15 protein-coding genes and 1 riboswitch are annotated in these 16,099 nt (G+C 69.0%); of the genes, 6 read left to right on the top strand and 9 right to left on the bottom strand.

Annotation, left to right across the window (positions count from 1 at the left end; all coding sequences use genetic code 11):
- Nucleotides 1–53 precede the first annotated feature (53 nt).
- A complete protein-coding gene (locus ACWEO7_RS27715) occupies nucleotides 54–395 on the top strand; it encodes an ArsR/SmtB family transcription factor (RefSeq protein WP_450025512.1) in 342 nt (113 codons plus the stop codon).
- Entirely contained in the window at nucleotides 392–874 is a 483-nt protein-coding gene (locus ACWEO7_RS27710; protein WP_452427449.1) for an SRPBCC family protein, read from the top strand. Before ACWEO7_RS27715 ends, ACWEO7_RS27710 begins: the two co-directional genes overlap by 4 nt.
- A gap of 20 nt (nucleotides 875–894) precedes the next feature.
- Here ACWEO7_RS27710 and gcvP read toward each other — a convergent pair whose 3' ends face one another.
- From gcvP to ACWEO7_RS27670, 8 genes are all read right to left on the bottom strand, one after another.
- Nucleotides 895–3,705, bottom strand: coding sequence for an aminomethyl-transferring glycine dehydrogenase (gene gcvP, locus ACWEO7_RS27705; RefSeq protein WP_452427447.1), 2,811 nt, complete (start codon nucleotides 3,703–3,705; stop codon nucleotides 895–897).
- A gap of 157 nt (nucleotides 3,706–3,862) precedes the next feature.
- Nucleotides 3,863–3,962, bottom strand: a riboswitch (glycine riboswitch).
- A gap of 101 nt (nucleotides 3,963–4,063) precedes the next feature.
- Nucleotides 4,064–5,416: a M14 family zinc carboxypeptidase gene (locus tag ACWEO7_RS27700; RefSeq protein WP_452427446.1), complete on the bottom strand. Its 1,353-nt coding sequence runs from the start codon at nucleotides 5,414–5,416 to the stop codon at nucleotides 4,064–4,066.
- Between the two features lie 113 nt (nucleotides 5,417–5,529).
- Nucleotides 5,530–6,087 (bottom strand): MerR family transcriptional regulator, encoded by a 558-nt coding sequence (locus ACWEO7_RS27695; RefSeq protein ID WP_067811025.1) that lies wholly within the window; start codon nucleotides 6,085–6,087, stop codon nucleotides 5,530–5,532.
- Nucleotides 6,088–6,274: 187 nt separating this feature from the next.
- Nucleotides 6,275–6,748: a bifunctional nuclease family protein gene (locus tag ACWEO7_RS27690; protein ID WP_039797829.1), complete on the bottom strand. Its 474-nt coding sequence runs from the start codon at nucleotides 6,746–6,748 to the stop codon at nucleotides 6,275–6,277.
- A 158-nt stretch (nucleotides 6,749–6,906) separates the two neighbouring features.
- Entirely contained in the window at nucleotides 6,907–7,710 is an 804-nt protein-coding gene (gene ftsR / locus ACWEO7_RS27685; protein ID WP_452427499.1) for a transcriptional regulator FtsR, read from the bottom strand.
- Nucleotides 7,711–7,803: 93 nt separating this feature from the next.
- A complete protein-coding gene (gene odhI, locus ACWEO7_RS27680; protein WP_043690204.1) occupies nucleotides 7,804–8,289 on the bottom strand; it encodes an oxoglutarate dehydrogenase inhibitor Odhl in 486 nt (161 codons plus the stop codon).
- Nucleotides 8,290–8,457: 168 nt separating this feature from the next.
- Nucleotides 8,458–8,856 carry a glycine cleavage system protein GcvH gene (gcvH, locus tag ACWEO7_RS27675; protein WP_355078501.1) on the bottom strand — a complete coding sequence of 133 codons (399 nt, stop codon included), beginning with the start codon at nucleotides 8,854–8,856 and terminating at the stop codon, nucleotides 8,458–8,460.
- Between the two features lie 42 nt (nucleotides 8,857–8,898).
- On the bottom strand, nucleotides 8,899–9,492 hold the full coding sequence (locus ACWEO7_RS27670; RefSeq protein WP_452427497.1) for a CDP-alcohol phosphatidyltransferase family protein: 594 nt from the start codon (nucleotides 9,490–9,492) through the stop codon (nucleotides 8,899–8,901).
- A 219-nt stretch (nucleotides 9,493–9,711) separates the two neighbouring features.
- Between ACWEO7_RS27670 and ACWEO7_RS27665 the strand changes: the two genes are divergently transcribed.
- The 3 genes from ACWEO7_RS27665 to ACWEO7_RS27655 all read left to right on the top strand — a co-directional run bounded on the left by ACWEO7_RS27665 (nucleotide 9,712) and on the right by ACWEO7_RS27655 (nucleotide 13,866).
- Nucleotides 9,712–11,406, top strand: a complete 1,695-nt coding sequence (locus tag ACWEO7_RS27665) for a GMC oxidoreductase (RefSeq protein WP_452427444.1) — start codon at nucleotides 9,712–9,714, stop codon at nucleotides 11,404–11,406.
- Between the two features lie 50 nt (nucleotides 11,407–11,456).
- On the top strand, nucleotides 11,457–12,854 hold the full coding sequence (locus tag ACWEO7_RS27660; protein ID WP_452427442.1) for a DUF2252 domain-containing protein: 1,398 nt from the start codon (nucleotides 11,457–11,459) through the stop codon (nucleotides 12,852–12,854).
- Between the two features lie 115 nt (nucleotides 12,855–12,969).
- A complete protein-coding gene (locus tag ACWEO7_RS27655) occupies nucleotides 12,970–13,866 on the top strand; it encodes a nuclease-related domain-containing protein (RefSeq protein ID WP_450025496.1) in 897 nt (298 codons plus the stop codon).
- Nucleotides 13,867–13,897: 31 nt separating this feature from the next.
- Here the strand turns inward: ACWEO7_RS27655 and ACWEO7_RS27650 are convergent, their stop codons facing one another.
- Nucleotides 13,898–15,850 carry an acyl-CoA dehydrogenase family protein gene (locus tag ACWEO7_RS27650; protein WP_452427440.1) on the bottom strand — a complete coding sequence of 651 codons (1,953 nt, stop codon included), beginning with the start codon at nucleotides 15,848–15,850 and terminating at the stop codon, nucleotides 13,898–13,900.
- Nucleotides 15,851–15,953: 103 nt separating this feature from the next.
- Here ACWEO7_RS27650 and ACWEO7_RS27645 point away from each other — a divergent pair.
- Nucleotides 15,954–16,099, top strand: a 146-nt coding sequence (locus ACWEO7_RS27645; RefSeq protein ID WP_452427495.1) for a TetR family transcriptional regulator, incomplete at its 3' end; no start/stop codon positions are given.

The following is a 16,099-nucleotide window of genomic DNA, read 5'->3' as shown; positions in this document are numbered from 1 at the left end:
CTCCCGCTTCGCACTATAGACAGCCGCTATCGGTAAGTCTAGACTTACGGTTCGTGGGGACTTACCGAGATGCGGCGCTGGCCGCGCTGGGTGACCCGACGAGGCGGGCGATCTTCGAGCGCCTCGGCAAGGGGCCGTGCGCGGTAGGGCAGCTGGCCGCGGATCTGCCGGTGAGCAGGCCCGCGGTATCGCAGCACCTCAGGGTGCTGGAACAGGCCGGATTGGTGACCCACGAGGCGGTCGGCACCCGCCGGGTGTACCGCTTGAATCCCACCGGTATCGACGCGCTGCGCGTGTACTTCACGCGGTTCTGGACCACCGCGATGTCGGCTTTCCAGGACGAAGCAGGCCGGAGGGCCGCCGAAGGACGAGCTACCGACCAGGAGCAGTCATGACACAACAGGCCAGCGACAAGGACGTACGCGTCGAACTCGTCGTCGACGCATCCATCGAGACCGCCTACGAGGTGTTCACCACCGGCATCGACAGCTGGTGGCCGCGCGAGCACCACATCGGCGCGGGCCGGCTCGCCGAGGAGGTGATCGAGCCGCGCGTGGGCGGCCGCTGCCTCGGCCGCGAGGACGACGGCACCGAATGTCCATGGGGCACCGTGCTGGTGTGGCAGCCGCCGACCCACTTCGCGTTCTCCTGGGCGATCGGCCTGGACTGGAAGCACGAACCCGATCCGGAGCGGGCCAGCCGCGTGGATGTCACCTTCTCGGCGGTCGCTCCCGACCGCACCGCCGTCACGCTGGTGCACTCCGGTTTCGACAAGCACGGACCGGGCTGGGAGTCCATGCACGACGCAGTGGGCAGTCCGGGCGGTTGGCCGAGCCTGGCGAACACCTACGCAAAGGTGGCCGCCACGCGGTGAGGACGCGACCGGACCTGCGGTCAGTCCGCGTACGCCTCCAGCGGTGGACAGGCACAAACCAGGTTCCGGTCGCCATAGGCGCCGTCGATCCGGCGCACCGGCGGCCACACCTTCGCCCTGGCGTGCCCGAGACCTCGGGGATACACGGCGACTTCCCGGCTGTAGGGGTGTTCCCACTCCCCCACCAGCGACGCCGCGGTGTGCGGCGCCCCGCGCAGCGGGTTGTCGGTCACGGGCCACACGCCCGCGGCGACCTGGTCGATCTCCGCCCGGATCGCGATCATCGCCTCGATGAAATCGTCCAGCTCGGCGAGGTTCTCGCTCTCGGTGGGTTCCACCATCAACGTACCGGCCACCGGAAAGCTCATGGTCGGCGCATGGAACCCAAAGTCCGCCAAGCGTTTTGCCACATCGTCGACGGTGACGCCGGTTCGCTTGGTGATCTCGCGCAGGTCCAGGATGCACTCGTGCGCCACCATGCCGCGCTCGCCGGTGTAGAGCACCGGGAAGTACTCGTCCAGCCGCCGTGCGATATAGTTCGCCGAAGCGATCGCCGACAGCGTGGCGCGGCGCAGCCCATCGGCGCCCATCATGCGGATGTAGGCCCACGTGATCGGCAGAATGGAGGCCGAGCCGTACTTCGCGGCCGACACCGCGTGCGACCCCGCTTCCAGCGGGTCGCCGGGCAGATACCGCGCCAGGTGCGCGCGCACCGCGACCGGACCGACGCCAGGACCGCCGCCGCCGTGCGGGATGCAGAACGTCTTGTGCAAATTCAGGTGGCTCACGTCGCCGCCGAAGCGGCCCGGCCGGGCGAGGCCGACCAGGGCGTTCAGGTTCGCGCCGTCCACGTAGACCTGACCGCCCGCGTCGTGCACCAGCGCGCACAACTCGGCGACCTCGTGCTCGTAGACGCCGTGCGTGGACGGATAGGTGATCATGATGCAGGCCAGGCGATCGGCGTGATCGGCGATCTTGGCGCGCAGGTCGTCGAGGTCGACGTCGCCGTTGGCGCGACACTTCACCACCTCCACGCGCAGGCCGGCCATGGCAGCCGACGCCGCGTTGGTGCCGTGCGCGCTGGACGGGATGAGACAGGTGTCGCGGTGGGTGTCGCCCCGATCGAGGTGGTAGCGCCGGATCGCCAGCAGCCCCGCGTACTCGCCCTGGCTGCCCGCGTTCGGCTGCAAGCTCACCGAGTCGTAGCCGGTGATGTCCGACAGCCACCGTTCCAGGTCCGCGACCACCCGCAGCAGGCCCGGCGCGTCCTCGACCGGCGCGTAGGGATGCACGCGCGCGAAACCGGGCCAGGTGATGGCCTCCATCTCCGCGGTGGCGTTGAGCTTCATGGTGCAGGAGCCGAGCGGAATCATGCTGCGGTCCAACGCGATGTCCTTGTCGGACAGTGCGCGCAGATACCGCAGCATCGCCGTCTCGGTCCGGTACTTCGTGAACGCGGCGTGAGCCAGGAACTCCGAGGTCCGGCTCTCGATCGCCGCGACCGGAGCGGGCGCCCCCGGCTCGGACGACACCGCGGTGCAGAAGGATTCGAGCACGGCCGCGACATGCGCGTCGGTGGTCGCCTCGTCGCAGGCGATGCCGACGTGGTCGGCGTCCACCAGGCGCAGATTGATGCCGCGCGACTTCGCTTTCGCCACAACGGCTTCCGCGCCGCCGGGCACGTGCGCGAGCACCGTGTCGAAGAAGCTGTCGTGCACCACCGCGCCGTCCAGCCCGGCCGCGATCGCCGCGGCGTGCCCGTGCACCCGGCGGGCGATCGCCCGCAGCCCGTCGGCACCGTGGTAGGAGGCGTACATCGCGGCCACGACGGCCAGCAGCACCTGCGCGGTGCAGATGTTGGAGGTCGCCTTCTCCCGGCGGATGTGCTGCTCGCGGGTCTGCAAGGCGAGCCGGTAGGCGACGGCGCCGTCCGCGTCCACCGAGACGCCGACCAGGCGGCCGGGCAGCTGACGGGCCTGTGCTTGCCGCACCGCGAGGTATCCGGCGTGCGGACCGCCGAAACCGAGCGGGACACCGAAGCGCTGGGTGGTGCCGAAGCACACGTCGGCGCCCTGCTCACCGGGCGGCGTGATCAGCGTCATCGCCAACAGGTCGGCCCCGACCGCGACCAAGGCGCCCCGATCGTGTGCCGCGGCGATCAATTCGGTCAGGTCCACGACGCGACCGGAAGCCCCGGGAGTCTGCGCCAGCACACCGAAGAACTCTCCGTCGGGCAGCTCTCCGGCGGACAGATCCGCCTCCACGATCTCCAGGCCCAGCGGCTCGGCCCGGGTGTAGAGCACCGTTCTGGTCTGCGGGAACAGGTCGCGGTCGATGACCAGGCGTGGAGACTTCGATCGGCCCGCCCGGCGCAGCAGTGTCATGGCCTCGGCGGCCGCGGTGGCCTCGTCCAGCATCGACGCGTTGGCGACGTCCATGCCGGTCAGCTCCGACACCATGGTCTGGAAGTTGAGCAGCGCCTCGAGCCTGCCCTGGCTGATCTCGGGTTGATAGGGCGTGTAGGCGGTGTACCAGGCCGGATTCTCCAGCAGGTTGCGCACCAGCACCGGTGGGGTCAGCGTGTCGTAGTAACCCAGCCCGATCATCGAGGTGGCCACGGTGTTGGTCCCGGCGAGTTCGGCGAGCTCGGCGAGCACCTCGTGCTCGGAGCCCGCCGCGGGCAGCCCGGCCAGGCCGTCGCCGTCCAGGATGCTCGCGGGCAGCGCGACGGCAGCCAGCTCGTCCAGCGACGACACGCCGACAACGTCCAGGATCCGGGCCAGCTCCTCCCGGTCGGGTCCGATATGGCGATCGGCGAACGAGCGAGTCACAACAGCTCCCAAGGTCGGGCGGGGTCGACCAGGCGGTCGACGGGTACCGGCCCTCCCCCTCTGTCGTGGCGCCTGAGAGATTCGGGTCCCGCGACCAGTGGCCGAGACCCTTTCCCCATGGGCGGGCGGCTCGAAGCCGCCGCTTTCCAGAGGCGTCGAAGCCCGCACGGTCCTTTTGCCTGAGAGATTGACGGGGAGGTGCTGCTCCTTCGGCGCTCGGACTCGTTTCCGGACCGAGGCTCTCCCGCACGGCGGCGACGCACCGTCAGTCTAAGCCGACGACACGCCGGAGCGCGCCACCGGACCCGGCGCGCACCGTGTCGTTCTGGTCACTCGGGGACCGAGCGAGCATCACCCGTCAGATGGCGAGTCCGGCGCGCAGCCGCACAGCCGCCAGCACGATCGACTCCGCTTGGACGCCCACCAGACGGGCCAGCGGCACCGCGACACCGGGTGCGTTCTGCTCCACGTCGGTGCACCATTGATCGAATACCGCGGCGAACCGGTCGCGCTCGGCGGCCAGCGCCGTACCGCCGCCGAGTGCGTATTCGTCCTCCAGCAGGCGCAGCAGCATGCCGCCCAGCCGCAGGCGCAGCATCGCGGTCCAGTCGTACTGCTCGACGAAGATCTCGCCCCGGGTCGCGATCCGATTTCGTTGCGGCACCGACTGTCTGCTCACTGCGAGCCCCGGCAGCCCGGCGACCAGCGCACGCACCGACCGCTCGAACGGGCTGCGACCGCTCAATGTGCCGTCGACTCGAGCGAGCACCTCGGAGGCGACTTCGGCCATGGCCCGGTAGTCGGCGGCGGTAGCGTCGAGCAGGTCGCCCAGCACTCGGTCGCCCGCCGAACCGTCGCCGATCCGCGAGTCCACCCAGAGCGGCAATTCGCAGACCAGGATCGCCGTGCCGTAGCGCGCCGCGTAGTCCCGGCAGCCGCCCCCGCCCAGCGCGGTGACCGAGTCGAGGCCCTGGGCCGCGAGCAGATCCGCCATCGCCTCGAACAGCGGCAGCTCGAAGACTCCCGGAGCGAGCGTGCGGGCGCCCGGCGCGTCGGGTTCGCCCTGGTAGATCGGAACGCCAGCGGCGGAGAGACCTGCGGTCAACGCCGCCCAGTACCCGGGGTCACCGCCGGAGGTGTAGAAGAATCCGCCGCCGAACTCCGCGTTGTGCAGAGAGGCGATCAGCGCGGGCCGCGTGCGGTCGATCAGCGCCATCATCGCCTTCGTCTCCGGGAGCGGCACCCCGACGCGCCGGCCGCGCCATTCGGCCGGGAAACACCATTCCGGTTGCTCGGCCGCGGGCGGCCGGTAGAAGCCGCGGGCGACGCCGGTTCTGGTGTGCGGACCGGCGAACCACCCCTCGTTCAACCGCGTTCCGTCCGGATCGACGCAGAGCAGGAAATGCCAGGTGGCGCCTACGGTCACCGTCTCGTCCGCGGCCATCCGGCCGAGCAGATGACGAATCGTGGCCATGCCGATGGGCTCGTTCGGATGCGGATTGCCGAAGACCAGAATATGCCGGTCGCCGGATCCGACCGTCACCTCCCGGATCGGGTCACCGCCGCGCGAACGTCCGAGCTCGGTGATCGAGATCCGATCCGGGTGAGCGGCCGCGATGGCGTCGGCGAAGGCATTCAGTTCATCGACGGTCGGAAACGCGTCGATCCGGTCGATCGGCCCGACGAGCCCGGTGATATCACGTGCTTGCACGGCGCCCCCCTTTCGCTGCCGCCCCGGCCCTTGCCCGCCGCCGACGGCGCTGTCACGCACCACGGCCGGGGAGGCTGCACGCCTTGCCCGGCCGTGAAAGCGTTGTGCGAATCCTAGCCCGTCTTGCGGTTCATCCGCGCCTTACGACGGAACGACAGCTCGTCTTCCGGACGCTCGGTGATCGCCGACGCGCGCTCCGCCGGGAAGTTCGCGATAGCGCCGGTCAGCTCGCGCATGGCGCCGCTCACGGCGATCCCGAACACACCCTGCCCGCCCTGCAGTAAATCGACGACCTCCTCGGCCGACGTGCACTCGTACACCGAGGTGCCATCGGAGAAGAGGGTGATTCCCGCCAAGTCCTGCACGCCGCGGCTGCGCAGATGATCGACGGCGATCCGGATGTTCTGCAGCGAGATGCCCGCGTCGAGCAGCCGCTTGACGATCTTCAGGACCAGGATGTCCTTGAACGAGTACAGCCGCTGACTGCCCGAACCCGCGGCGCTCCGGATGGAAGGCACCACCAAACCGGTGCGCGCCCAGTAGTCGAGCTGCCGGTAGGTGATTCCGGCCACCTGGCACGCACTGGGAACGCGATAGCCGACCATGTCGTCAGGTACCGAGTCGTCGGGGAACAGTCCTGGCTGTACCACGTCCTGCGATTGCTCTGCCACTGACCACTCCCTTGCTTCGCCGACGCATTCCCAGCCTCATCGATGACCCGGCGCCGTCACCGACCGAATCGGTGCGGATTCGGCCGAAACGGTCGTGGCCCAACTGTCGAGATTACTCCCCACGATTGTCCAGCCCGCGACGTCATCGAGCCAAACGCGACGCGCGGGGAAAGTCTCGACCTCTACTTCAGCTATCGGTCGCCTTGAAATCGTCGGGAGACACCGACTCCAGGAATTCCTTGAACTTCTCCACCTCGTCCTCGCGCTCGTCCGGCATGACGAGGCCGGCTTCCTCGAGGACCGACTCCTCGGCATGGATCGGGCAACCCACCCGCAAGGCGATCGCAATCGAATCCGACGGCCGCGCCGAAATCCGGAGATCGTTCTCGAAGACGAGATCCGCGTAGAAGGTGCCCTCCTGCAGATCGACGATCCGCACTTCCTTCAATGTGTGCCCCAGCTCGGTGATCAGGATCTTGATCAGGTCGTGGGTCAGCGGGCGGATCGGGGTCACCCCCTCCTGCTCGAGGACGATCGCCGTCGCCTCGGCTTGCCCGATCCAGATCGGCAGATACCGGTCGCCCGCCACTTCGCGGAGCAACAGCACGGGCTGGTTCTGTGGCTGCTCGACACGGATGCCGATCACGCGCATTTCGCTCATCGCACTGCCTCCCATACTCGCCGCCGGCCCGGCATGACCGCCGCAGAGCTCGCCGTACCACGAGTCTAGGCGAACCCGCACCGGTCCAGCGATCCGTCTGCACAGCAGAAATCAGGGTGTCGGTTCGCCGCGACCTCAGGACCGTGGCCCGTCGGCGGTCAGCCCCCGAGCGAGCCCCGGACCGAGGACTTGACCAGACAGGTGTGCAGGGTCAGCGACAGCGCGGCCAGTTCACGCACCGTCTCCTCCGCGCGGGCGCGCGCACCCGCGTCCCTGCTCTTCGCGATCGGGGCGACGATCTGCGCCACGAGCGCGGCCTCCCGGTCGGCGGCGAGCTTGAACGCACGCAGATGCCGTGCCTCCAAACCGAATTCGGCCATCGCCCGCGCGGTCTTGGCCAGCGTGACCGCGTCCGCGTCGAAGTACCCCGCCGGGCCGGGTGTGATCAGATTGGCCCGGATGAGGTCGCCCAGGAACTTCTCCTCGATCCCGGCCTGGTCGAGCAGATCGGCCCGGGCGACCCGGATTTCGTGATCGAACCGCAGATCATCCGGGGAGATCTCGCTCGGCACGACGCCGAGCCTACGAGGCGCGGCCACCGGGCGCGCGCCACGTTCGGAACCCGGCACGGCGGGTTCCGCGTCGGGCGTGCCGCGCCCGGACTCCGGCGCACCGGGCCGGACGGAGTGCGCTCGGGCGCGGGCTTCCCGCACACCGAGCGTCGCCGCACCGCTATCGATTGCCTCGAGCTGCTCCTTGATCACCTTCAGCGGCAGGTATTGATCGCGCTGCGCGGTCAATACGAACCGGAGCCGTTCCACATCCGCCACGGAGAACCTGCGGTAGCCCGAAGGCGTCCGCTCCGGCCGGATCAGGCCCTCCGCTTCCAGGAAGCGGATCTTGGAGATGGTGACGTCGGGAAAGTCGGGGCGCAGCAGGTCGAGCACGGAGCCGATCGACATCCCTCCGCGTGCCCACTGCGCCGCACCGGTCACAGCGCCAGGTCCTTCATGACTCCGAGCCTTTCATGAGTGCGCGACCCGGCACCGACGCCGTCATAGACTCCCCGCGCCCGCCGACGAGTCGGTCACCTGGGCGCGCGGTCCGGTGAGGAACACCAGCCGGAACTTGCCGATCTGGACCTCGTCACCGTTCTGCAGTTCGGAGGAGTCCACCGGCTCCCGGTTCACATACGTGCCGTTCAGGCTGCCCACGTCGACGACCTGGAAGGAATCGTCGTCCTGACGGAACTCGGCGTGCCGACGGCTGACGGTGACGTCGTCGAGAAAGATGTCACTGTCGGGGTGGCGCCCCGCCGACGTGGTCGGCTGATCCAGCAGGAACCGCGAGCCCGCGTTCGGGCCGCGCTTGACGACCAGAAGGGCCGCGCCCACGGGCAGACCCTCGACCCCTTGGACCGGCTGTTCGCCGGTCGGCTCTCCGGAGCGCGACGCGTCGACCTCGTTCAGGAAATCCGCGCGGAAGACCGACGTCGTCTCGGCCGCGGTCTCCCCGTAACCCGGGTCTTTGTTCTCGCTCACCGTTTCTCTCCTCCTCGAACCTGATTATCCCTGCAAGCAGGTGATACCTCTGGTACCACGACCTGCCGTCGAGTCACTAGATTCCCGGCACAGCCGCCGGGTGCATCTGTTGGCATTGACCGTACCCTGCCGGGCCGCACCCGTGCAGGTAGAACTGGGAAGGCTGCTTCAGCCCCCGATAACTCCTTGATAACCTGCGGCATCCAGCAGTTCACCGAGCGTCGCGTCGAGACTCGCCGCATCGCCCACCTCCAACTCGAACAGCCATCCGTCACCGTAGGGATCGGCGTTCAACGTCTCCGGCTCCGAGTTCAACAAGTCGTTCACCGCAACGACTTTCGCGCTCAGCGGCGCGTAGATGTCGGACACGCTCTTGGTCGACTCCACCTCCGCGATGCTGTCCGCGGCGACCACCTCCGCGTCCGCCTCGGGCAGCTGCACGAACACAACGTCACCGAGTTGAGACTGGGCGTAGTCGGTGATGCCCACCCGCACCCGGGTCGGGGCGATCCGGCGTACCCACTCGTGCTCCTCGGTGTAGCGCAGATCCTCGGGGGTCTGGGTCACAGGCCGTCCTTTCGTTTGAACGTTGCACGCAAACTCTATCGGCTACGCCGTCCGGTGCCCCACAGCCGGTATCGCTCTTGCGACCGCGATGGCTTTGCCGGTATAGAGCACGCCGGTCCAGACGTAGACCGCGGTGCCCCAGATCAACAGTGCCCCGCCGAAGGCTCGCCCGAAACCGGCCCCGGCCCAGTCCATCTGCCCCGCCAGCAGCCAGGGCAGCGCGGACATCAGCGCGAAGGTGGCCGCCTTGCCCAGGTAGATCACCTCCGGCGGGGGCAGGTCGCGGCGCTTGTACACCGACAACGTCGCGGTCAGCACGAGGTCGCGGCCGACCAGGATCGCCGCGACCCACCACGGGATCAGGCCGCGGATCACGAAAGCCGCCAGCGTGGTGACCAGATAGAGCCGGTCGACGAACGGATCCAGCAGTGCTCCCAGCCGTGAGGACTGCCCCAGCAGCCGAGCGAGCTTGCCGTCCAGGAAGTCGGTGACGCCGCTGACGACCAGCAGGGCGAACGCCCAGCCATCGGCCCGCTCGATCAGCAGCAACCACAGGAACAGCGGGACGCCCAGCAGGCGCAGCACGCTCAGCACATTCGGCACGGTCAGGATGCGGTCGGCGAAGACTCCCCGCACTCCGCCGTCGGCGGCGCGTTCCTCCGGTTGGGCTGCGCCCGATTCGGTTGTCACGCCCCGTGCATACCCCACCGACCCCGTTCCTCGCCATCTCCGCGGGCCGAATTTTCCGGATATCGACGCGGCGTGCCCGTGCGAGGATGGTTTCCGCCATAGCGCGACGGTGACAGAATGATTTGGAATATTTCTCACCATGTGGCCGGTGAGCGAGAGGAAGTCATGTCCGCATTCGACTACGACGTAGTGGTGATCGGCTCCGGCTTCGGCGGCAGCGTCAGCGCCCTGCGGCTCACCGAGAAGGGTTACCGCGTCGGGGTGCTCGAGGCAGGCCGCCGATGGAACGCCGAGGACATCCCGCGCACGAATTGGAATGTGCGCAAATCGATCTGGGCGCCACGCCTGGGCCTCACCGGTCCGCAGCGGATCAGCCTGCTCGGCAAGTGCGCCGTGTTCTCCGGCGCCGGTGTCGGCGGCGGCTCGCTGATCTACGGGAACACGCTGTACGAGCCCCTGCCGAACTTCTACACCGACCGGCAGTGGGCGCACATCACCGACTGGCGCGCGGAACTGGCGCCGTACTACGACCAGGCCAAGCGCATGCTCGGCGTCGCGCCCAACCCGCGCACGACCCCGGCCGACGAGGTGATCCGGGAGATCGCCGAGGACCTCGGTGTGGCCGACACCTACCATCCGACCGATGTCGGCGTGTTCTTCAACGAGAGCGATCCGGGCACGGAGGTCGACGATCCCTACTTCGGCGGCGCGGGCCCGCGCCGCAACGGCTGCGTGCACTGCGCGCGCTGCTTCACCGGGTGCCCGCACAATGCCAAGAACACCACCACCACGAACTATCTCTACCTGGCCGAACAGGCCGGTGCGCAGGTTCACCCGCTGACCACGGCCACCGCCGTGCGGCCGCTGCCCGGCGGCGGATACGCCGTCGGCACCGAGCGGTCCGGCCGCTGGATCCGCAAGCAGCGCAGAACCTTCACCGCCGAGCAGGTGGTCTTCGCGGGCGCCGCGCTCGGCACCCAGAAGCTGCTGCTCGAGATGCGGGACGACGGCGTGCTGCCGCACCTGTCGCCCCGGCTCGGCGAACTGACCCGGAGCAACTCCGAGGCCATCCTCAACGTGGTCAGCCGCGCCCGCCGCGACTTCGCCGAGGGCATCGCGATCACCTCATCGATCCACCCGGAGCCCGACACCCACGTCGAGGTGTGTCACTACGGCAAGGGCCAGAACGCGCTGTTCCCGATGTCGGTGCCCATCGTGGACGGTGGCGCGTTCCGCTTCCTGCGCTTCCTGCTGGCGATCCTGCTGCACCCGCTGGTGTTCCTGCGCAGCCTGAACGCACGGCACGCCTCGGAGAAGTCGGTGATCCTGCTGATCATGCAGTCGCTGGACAACTCGCTGACCTCGTTCCGCCGGCGCGGGCGGCTGCGCACCAGGCAGGGCACCGGCGAGCCGAACCCGACCTGGATCCCCCTGGCCCACGACATCGGCAGACGGTTCGGCGCCAAGGTCGACGGCGACACCCACGGGCTGATCATGGACGTGTTCGACATCCCGGCCACGGCCCACTACATCGGCGGATGCGTGATCGGCGAGAGCCCGCGCAGCGGCGTGATCGACCCGTACCAGCGGGTCTACGGTCATCCCGGCCTGCACGTGGCGGACGGCTCGGCGGTGACCGCCAATCTCGGCGTCAACCCGTCGCTGACGATCACCGCGCAAGCCGAGCGCGCGATGGCGTTCTGGCCCAGCCGCGACGAACCCGACCCGCGGCCGCAACTGGGGTCGGCCTACCAGCGCATCGCTCCGGTGCCGCCCGCGCGACCGGCGGTGCCCGCCGAGGCGCCGGGCGCGCTGCGGTTGCCGATCGAGCCTGCGTCGCCCCGTACCCAGGTGAAGTGAGGCCGACACCACGCGGCATGCACGGTCGCCTGCGGCTAGCGTGATCCGTTGTGTCAGACAGTGGTATCGACCTGCGCTCCTACGTGCCCGCGGAGGAGGTGCGCGCCCGCGGACGCGCGTTGCGTGAGCGGGTTCCGGTCGGCGCACGGGATCGGGCGGCCACCGGCGCCCGGCGCCCGGGCGTGCTCGACTTCGTCGAGGCGAGCAACGCGGGCCGGCTGCCGCACCTGGTACCGCTGCGGATCGGGCGGATGATCGCCTCGCCGTTCACCTTCTATCGGGGCGCGGCAGGTTTGATGGCGGCAGATCTGGCGGGTGGCCCGGACAGTGGCCTCACGGCCCAGTTGTGCGGCGACGCGCACCCGGCGAACTTCGGTCTGTACGGCACCGCACGCGGCGAGATCATCATGGACATCAACGATTTCGACGAGACCGTGCCCGGGCCGTGGGAATGGGATCTGGAGCGCCTCGCGGCAGGCCTGGTGCTGGCCGGGCGCGAGGCGGGCGCCGACGACGACGAGTGCCGCATCGCGGCGCGCGACGCCGCCCGTTCCTATCGGCTGGCCGTGGCGGATCTGGCCGCGATGCCGTTCATCGCGTCCTGGTCCGCACTGCCCGACGAGTCGGTGCTCGCCAGGGCCGAGGCCGACGACCTGCTCGACGACTTCAAGAAGGCGGCCAAGAAGGCGCGCAAGAACACCAGCGCCAAGGTTGTGGCCAAGTGGACCGAGCACCTCGAGGATCACCAGACCGGTATCCGCAAGCACCGCTTCGTCAGCGATCCGCCGATTCTGACCGCGGTGGACGAGCGCGTCGCCGAGGCGGTGATCGACGGGCTGGAGCGCTATGCCGACACCTTGCCCGAGTCGCGGCGCAATCTCCTGGCCCGATTCGCCGTGTCCGACATCGCGTTCCGGATCGTCGGGACCGGCAGTGTCGGGCTGCGCAGCTATCTCGCGCTGCTGCACGGCAACGACGGCGAGGCGCTGGTCCTGCAAGTGAAGCAGGCCGCGGCGGCGGCGCTCGCCCCGTTCCTGCCGACGGCCGCCGTACGACACGAGGGTGAGCGAATCGTGCGGGGAGCCAGGCTCGTTCAATCCGAGTCGGATCTCCTGCTCGGGTGGACGTCCCTCGACCCGGTCGGCGACGGCGTCGAAATGCCGTTCATCGTCCGGCAATTCCGCAATATGAAGGGTGGCATCGATCCCGCCGAGCTGCCCGCGGACGACCTCGACGACTACGGGCGGCTGGCGGGCGCGCTGCTGGCCAGGGCCCATTCCCGATCGCTGGACCCGCGCTTGCTGTCGGGATATCTGGACGGCGACGAACGCTTCGACGAGGCGGTCGCCGCGTTCGCGGTGCGCTACGCCGACCGCACCGAAGCCGACCACGCCGAACTGGCCGGGGCCGTGCGGGCGGGCCGGATCGCCGCCGAGGAACCGGAGTAGCCCGGCCGCCCTGCTTCGCGCCCGACACGCCGTTCGTCGGCACGGGCGCGGCGAATCCGTTGCGGCACCTCGTATCCTGTCCACTGTCGAGTGTCGACGCGAAGGGTGGCCGCCAATGCTCGTGCGAGTCCAGAACGCCGCAGGTACCAATGCCGAGCGGGTGCTGATCGATTGGCTGCGCACCTGGAAGGACCCCGGGAGTCCGCATGGTGTCGCGACGATCACCTGCAGCTTGTTCCACAAGGATCGGCTGCACCAATTCGATGCCGTGATCTGGACCCCGACCAGCTGCGTGGTGATCGAGGCCGACGCGCTGGTCGCCCGCCAGGACGGCGTGCTCGAGGTCCCGCTCAACGGCGAGTGGACCATCAACGGCGAGCCGGTGGCGACGGAGAGCCGCGACCGCAGCACGCCGCTGGACAAATCCCGCGAGCACACTTTCGCGTTGCAGGAATGGCTGGCCGCCCGCGGCCTCGGGCAGCGGGTCGTGCACGGCGTCGCGCTGGTCGTCCCGTTGTCAGGCGCCCAGTTGCGACTCGAACAGCGGTGGGCTGATCCGAGTTTCGACGTGATCATCGGCGACGACCCAGGTCGGCTGCGGCACTACTTCGACTCGCTCGCCACGGAGGAGAAGTTCCTCTGGACGGCCAACGACGTCGCCGTCGCGTTCCGCGGTCTCGGCATCCTGCCCTACCTGCCCGCGCCGCAGGAACTGCTCAACGAGGGCTTCCTCGGCCCGATCGACATCACGCTCTGGCACGGTGGGCCCAACCAGGCGCAGGCCGAGGCCTACGCGGAGGAACTCGCGCAGGCCGAGCGGGAAGCGCAGGCGTCCGCCTTCGTCATCCGGGCGCCCTGGTACAGCCCGTGGAAGTTGTATCCACGCGAGTCCGGCGACCTCGACTTCGGGCGCGCGGTGATGCGTACCGTCCTGGCAATCGGCATGATCGTCGCCTTCGTCTGGGTCGTGTGGTTCGTGGTCACCGCGCTCACGGCGTACGGACCGGGCTGAGCGGCCGCCGACGGGTGCGACCGCCCGGCCGCTAGGACGACGCCGAGATCGGCTGGTCCCGCTGGAAGACGCTCGCGTCGTCGAGCATGGCCGCGCGCAGCATCCGCTCCGGCACGCCCATGGCCTCGACCAGGGTCGAAGCGTGCGGGCGCAGCCGGTCGACCAGTTCGTTGACGCCGCGGCGCACCGCCTTCGCCCGGTCCACCGACATGAACCGGTGCATGATGTACCAGGCCTGGTTCTCCTCGATGGTGGAGTAGACGAACAGGTCGCACATCCAGTCGGCGAGTTCACGCGCGGCCGGGTCCTCGATGTCCGAGATCCCTTCGATGAACGCCTCGAGCACCAGCCGGTCGATGTGCGCCGAGCCCGCGGCCAGGATGTGGTCTTGGGCATTGTTGAACGCCTCGAACGGGCCGGTCTCCTCAGCCCTGGCGCGCAGCCGGTGCGCCGCGGTGCGGACCAGGTAGTCCTCACGGTCGGCGAACAATTGCAGTTGCACCGCCCGGCGGGACAGATCGCCCTCATCGATGGAATCGTCGCCGCGGTCACGGAGGGTCTGGATCAGCTGGCGCACGCCCGAACGCTTGCGTACCACGTCACCGGCCATGGTCGCGGCGAAGCGCACCCAGCCCAGAGCGTCCAGGTCGCGCACCTCGTCGGCGTAGGCGGTGAGCAGTTCCTTGGCCACCAACTGGGTGAGCACCACGTTGTCACCTTCGAAGGTGGTGAACACGTCGGTGTCGGCCTTCAAGGTCACCAGCCGGTTCTCCGTGAGATAACCCGCGCCGCCGCACGCTTCGCGGCACTCCTGGATGGCGCGGGTGGCGTGGTTGGTCTGCGCGACCTTGAGGCCTGCCGCGCGCTTCTCCAGTGCGCGCTGTGCGCCCGGCTCGAGATTCTGGCCGGTCTGCACCAGGTGCATCCGCCGCACCAGGTCGTTCTGCGCGAACGCGAGCGCATACGACTTCGCGACCAGCGGCAGCAGACGGCGCTGGTGGCTGCGGTAGTCCAGCAACACGGTTTCCACCCCGGTGTCCGGGTCGGAGAACTGGCGGCGCAGCAGCGCGTAGCGCACCGCGATGCTCAAGGCGACCCGCGCGCCCGCCGCCGCGGCGCCGCCGACGCTCACCCGGCCGCGCACCAGGGTGCCGAGCGTGGTGAAGAACCGGCGGCTGGGGTTGTCGATCTCGGAGCTGTAGGTGCCATCCGGGGCGACGTCGGCGTAGCGGTTGAGCAGGTTCTCCCGGGGGACGCGCACGTGGTCGAAGACGATGCGCCCGTTGTCCACGCCGGGCAGGCCGCCCTTGAGGCCGTCGTCATAGGTGGTCACGCCCGGCAGGTCGGCGCCGTTCTCGTCGCGGATGGGCACCAGCAGGCAGTGCACGCCCTTGTTCTCGCCCTGCGTGATCAGCTGCGCGAATACCGCGGCCATCCTGGCGTGTTCGGCCGCGCCCCCGATGTAGTCCTTGCGCGCCGACGGCGTCGGCGAGTGCACCACGAACTCTTGGGTCTGCGGGTCGTAGGTCGCCGTGGTCTCCAGGTTCGCGACGTCGCTGCCGTGGCCGGACTCGGTCATGGCGAAGCAGCCGAGCAGATCCAGCGAGATCAAGCGCTCGATGTACTCCCGGTGCCGTTCGGTGCCGAGATTCTCCACGGCGCCGCCGAAAAGACCCCACTGCACGCCCGATTTCACCCACAACGACAGGTCCGCGTACGCGAGCATCTCCAGGCCGACCACCGCGGCGCCCGGCTCACTGGTACCGCCGTTCTCCCGGCGGAAGCCGCGTTCGGCGAATCCCATCGTGGAGATCGCCTTCATCTGCTCGAGCACGCGCGCCCGGGCGGCCTTGTAGTCCAGGTAGGGATCGGCGGTGAACTCCTCGCCGGCCAGCAGGGTCCTGGCTTCGTCCCGGACGGCCGCCCAAGGTCCGTCGAGTGCCGCGCGTAGGTGGTCCGCCGTCGTTGCCGTGCCGCTAGTCATGTCTCGACGATAGCCCGGTACACGGGCGGCAAACCGTGATGCGCGACAAGTCGGCGACAGGGTCTTGCTAGACCGTTGAACGGCTGTTTAATATACTGAACATGTGTTTAACCAACAGCCCGTTCCGCAAGGATCCGCCGACGATCTGAGCACCGCGGCGCGCATTCGTGATACCGCGATCGAGGTGTTCGGGGAACACGGATTCCAGGTCGGAGTCCGCAAGATCGCCGCCGCCGCCGGCGTCTCGGC

The organism is Nocardia sp. NPDC004260 (assembly GCF_053603155.1).
The sequence above is the reverse complement of the archived record's forward strand: the minus strand, read 5'-3'. Positions and strand labels throughout refer to the sequence as shown.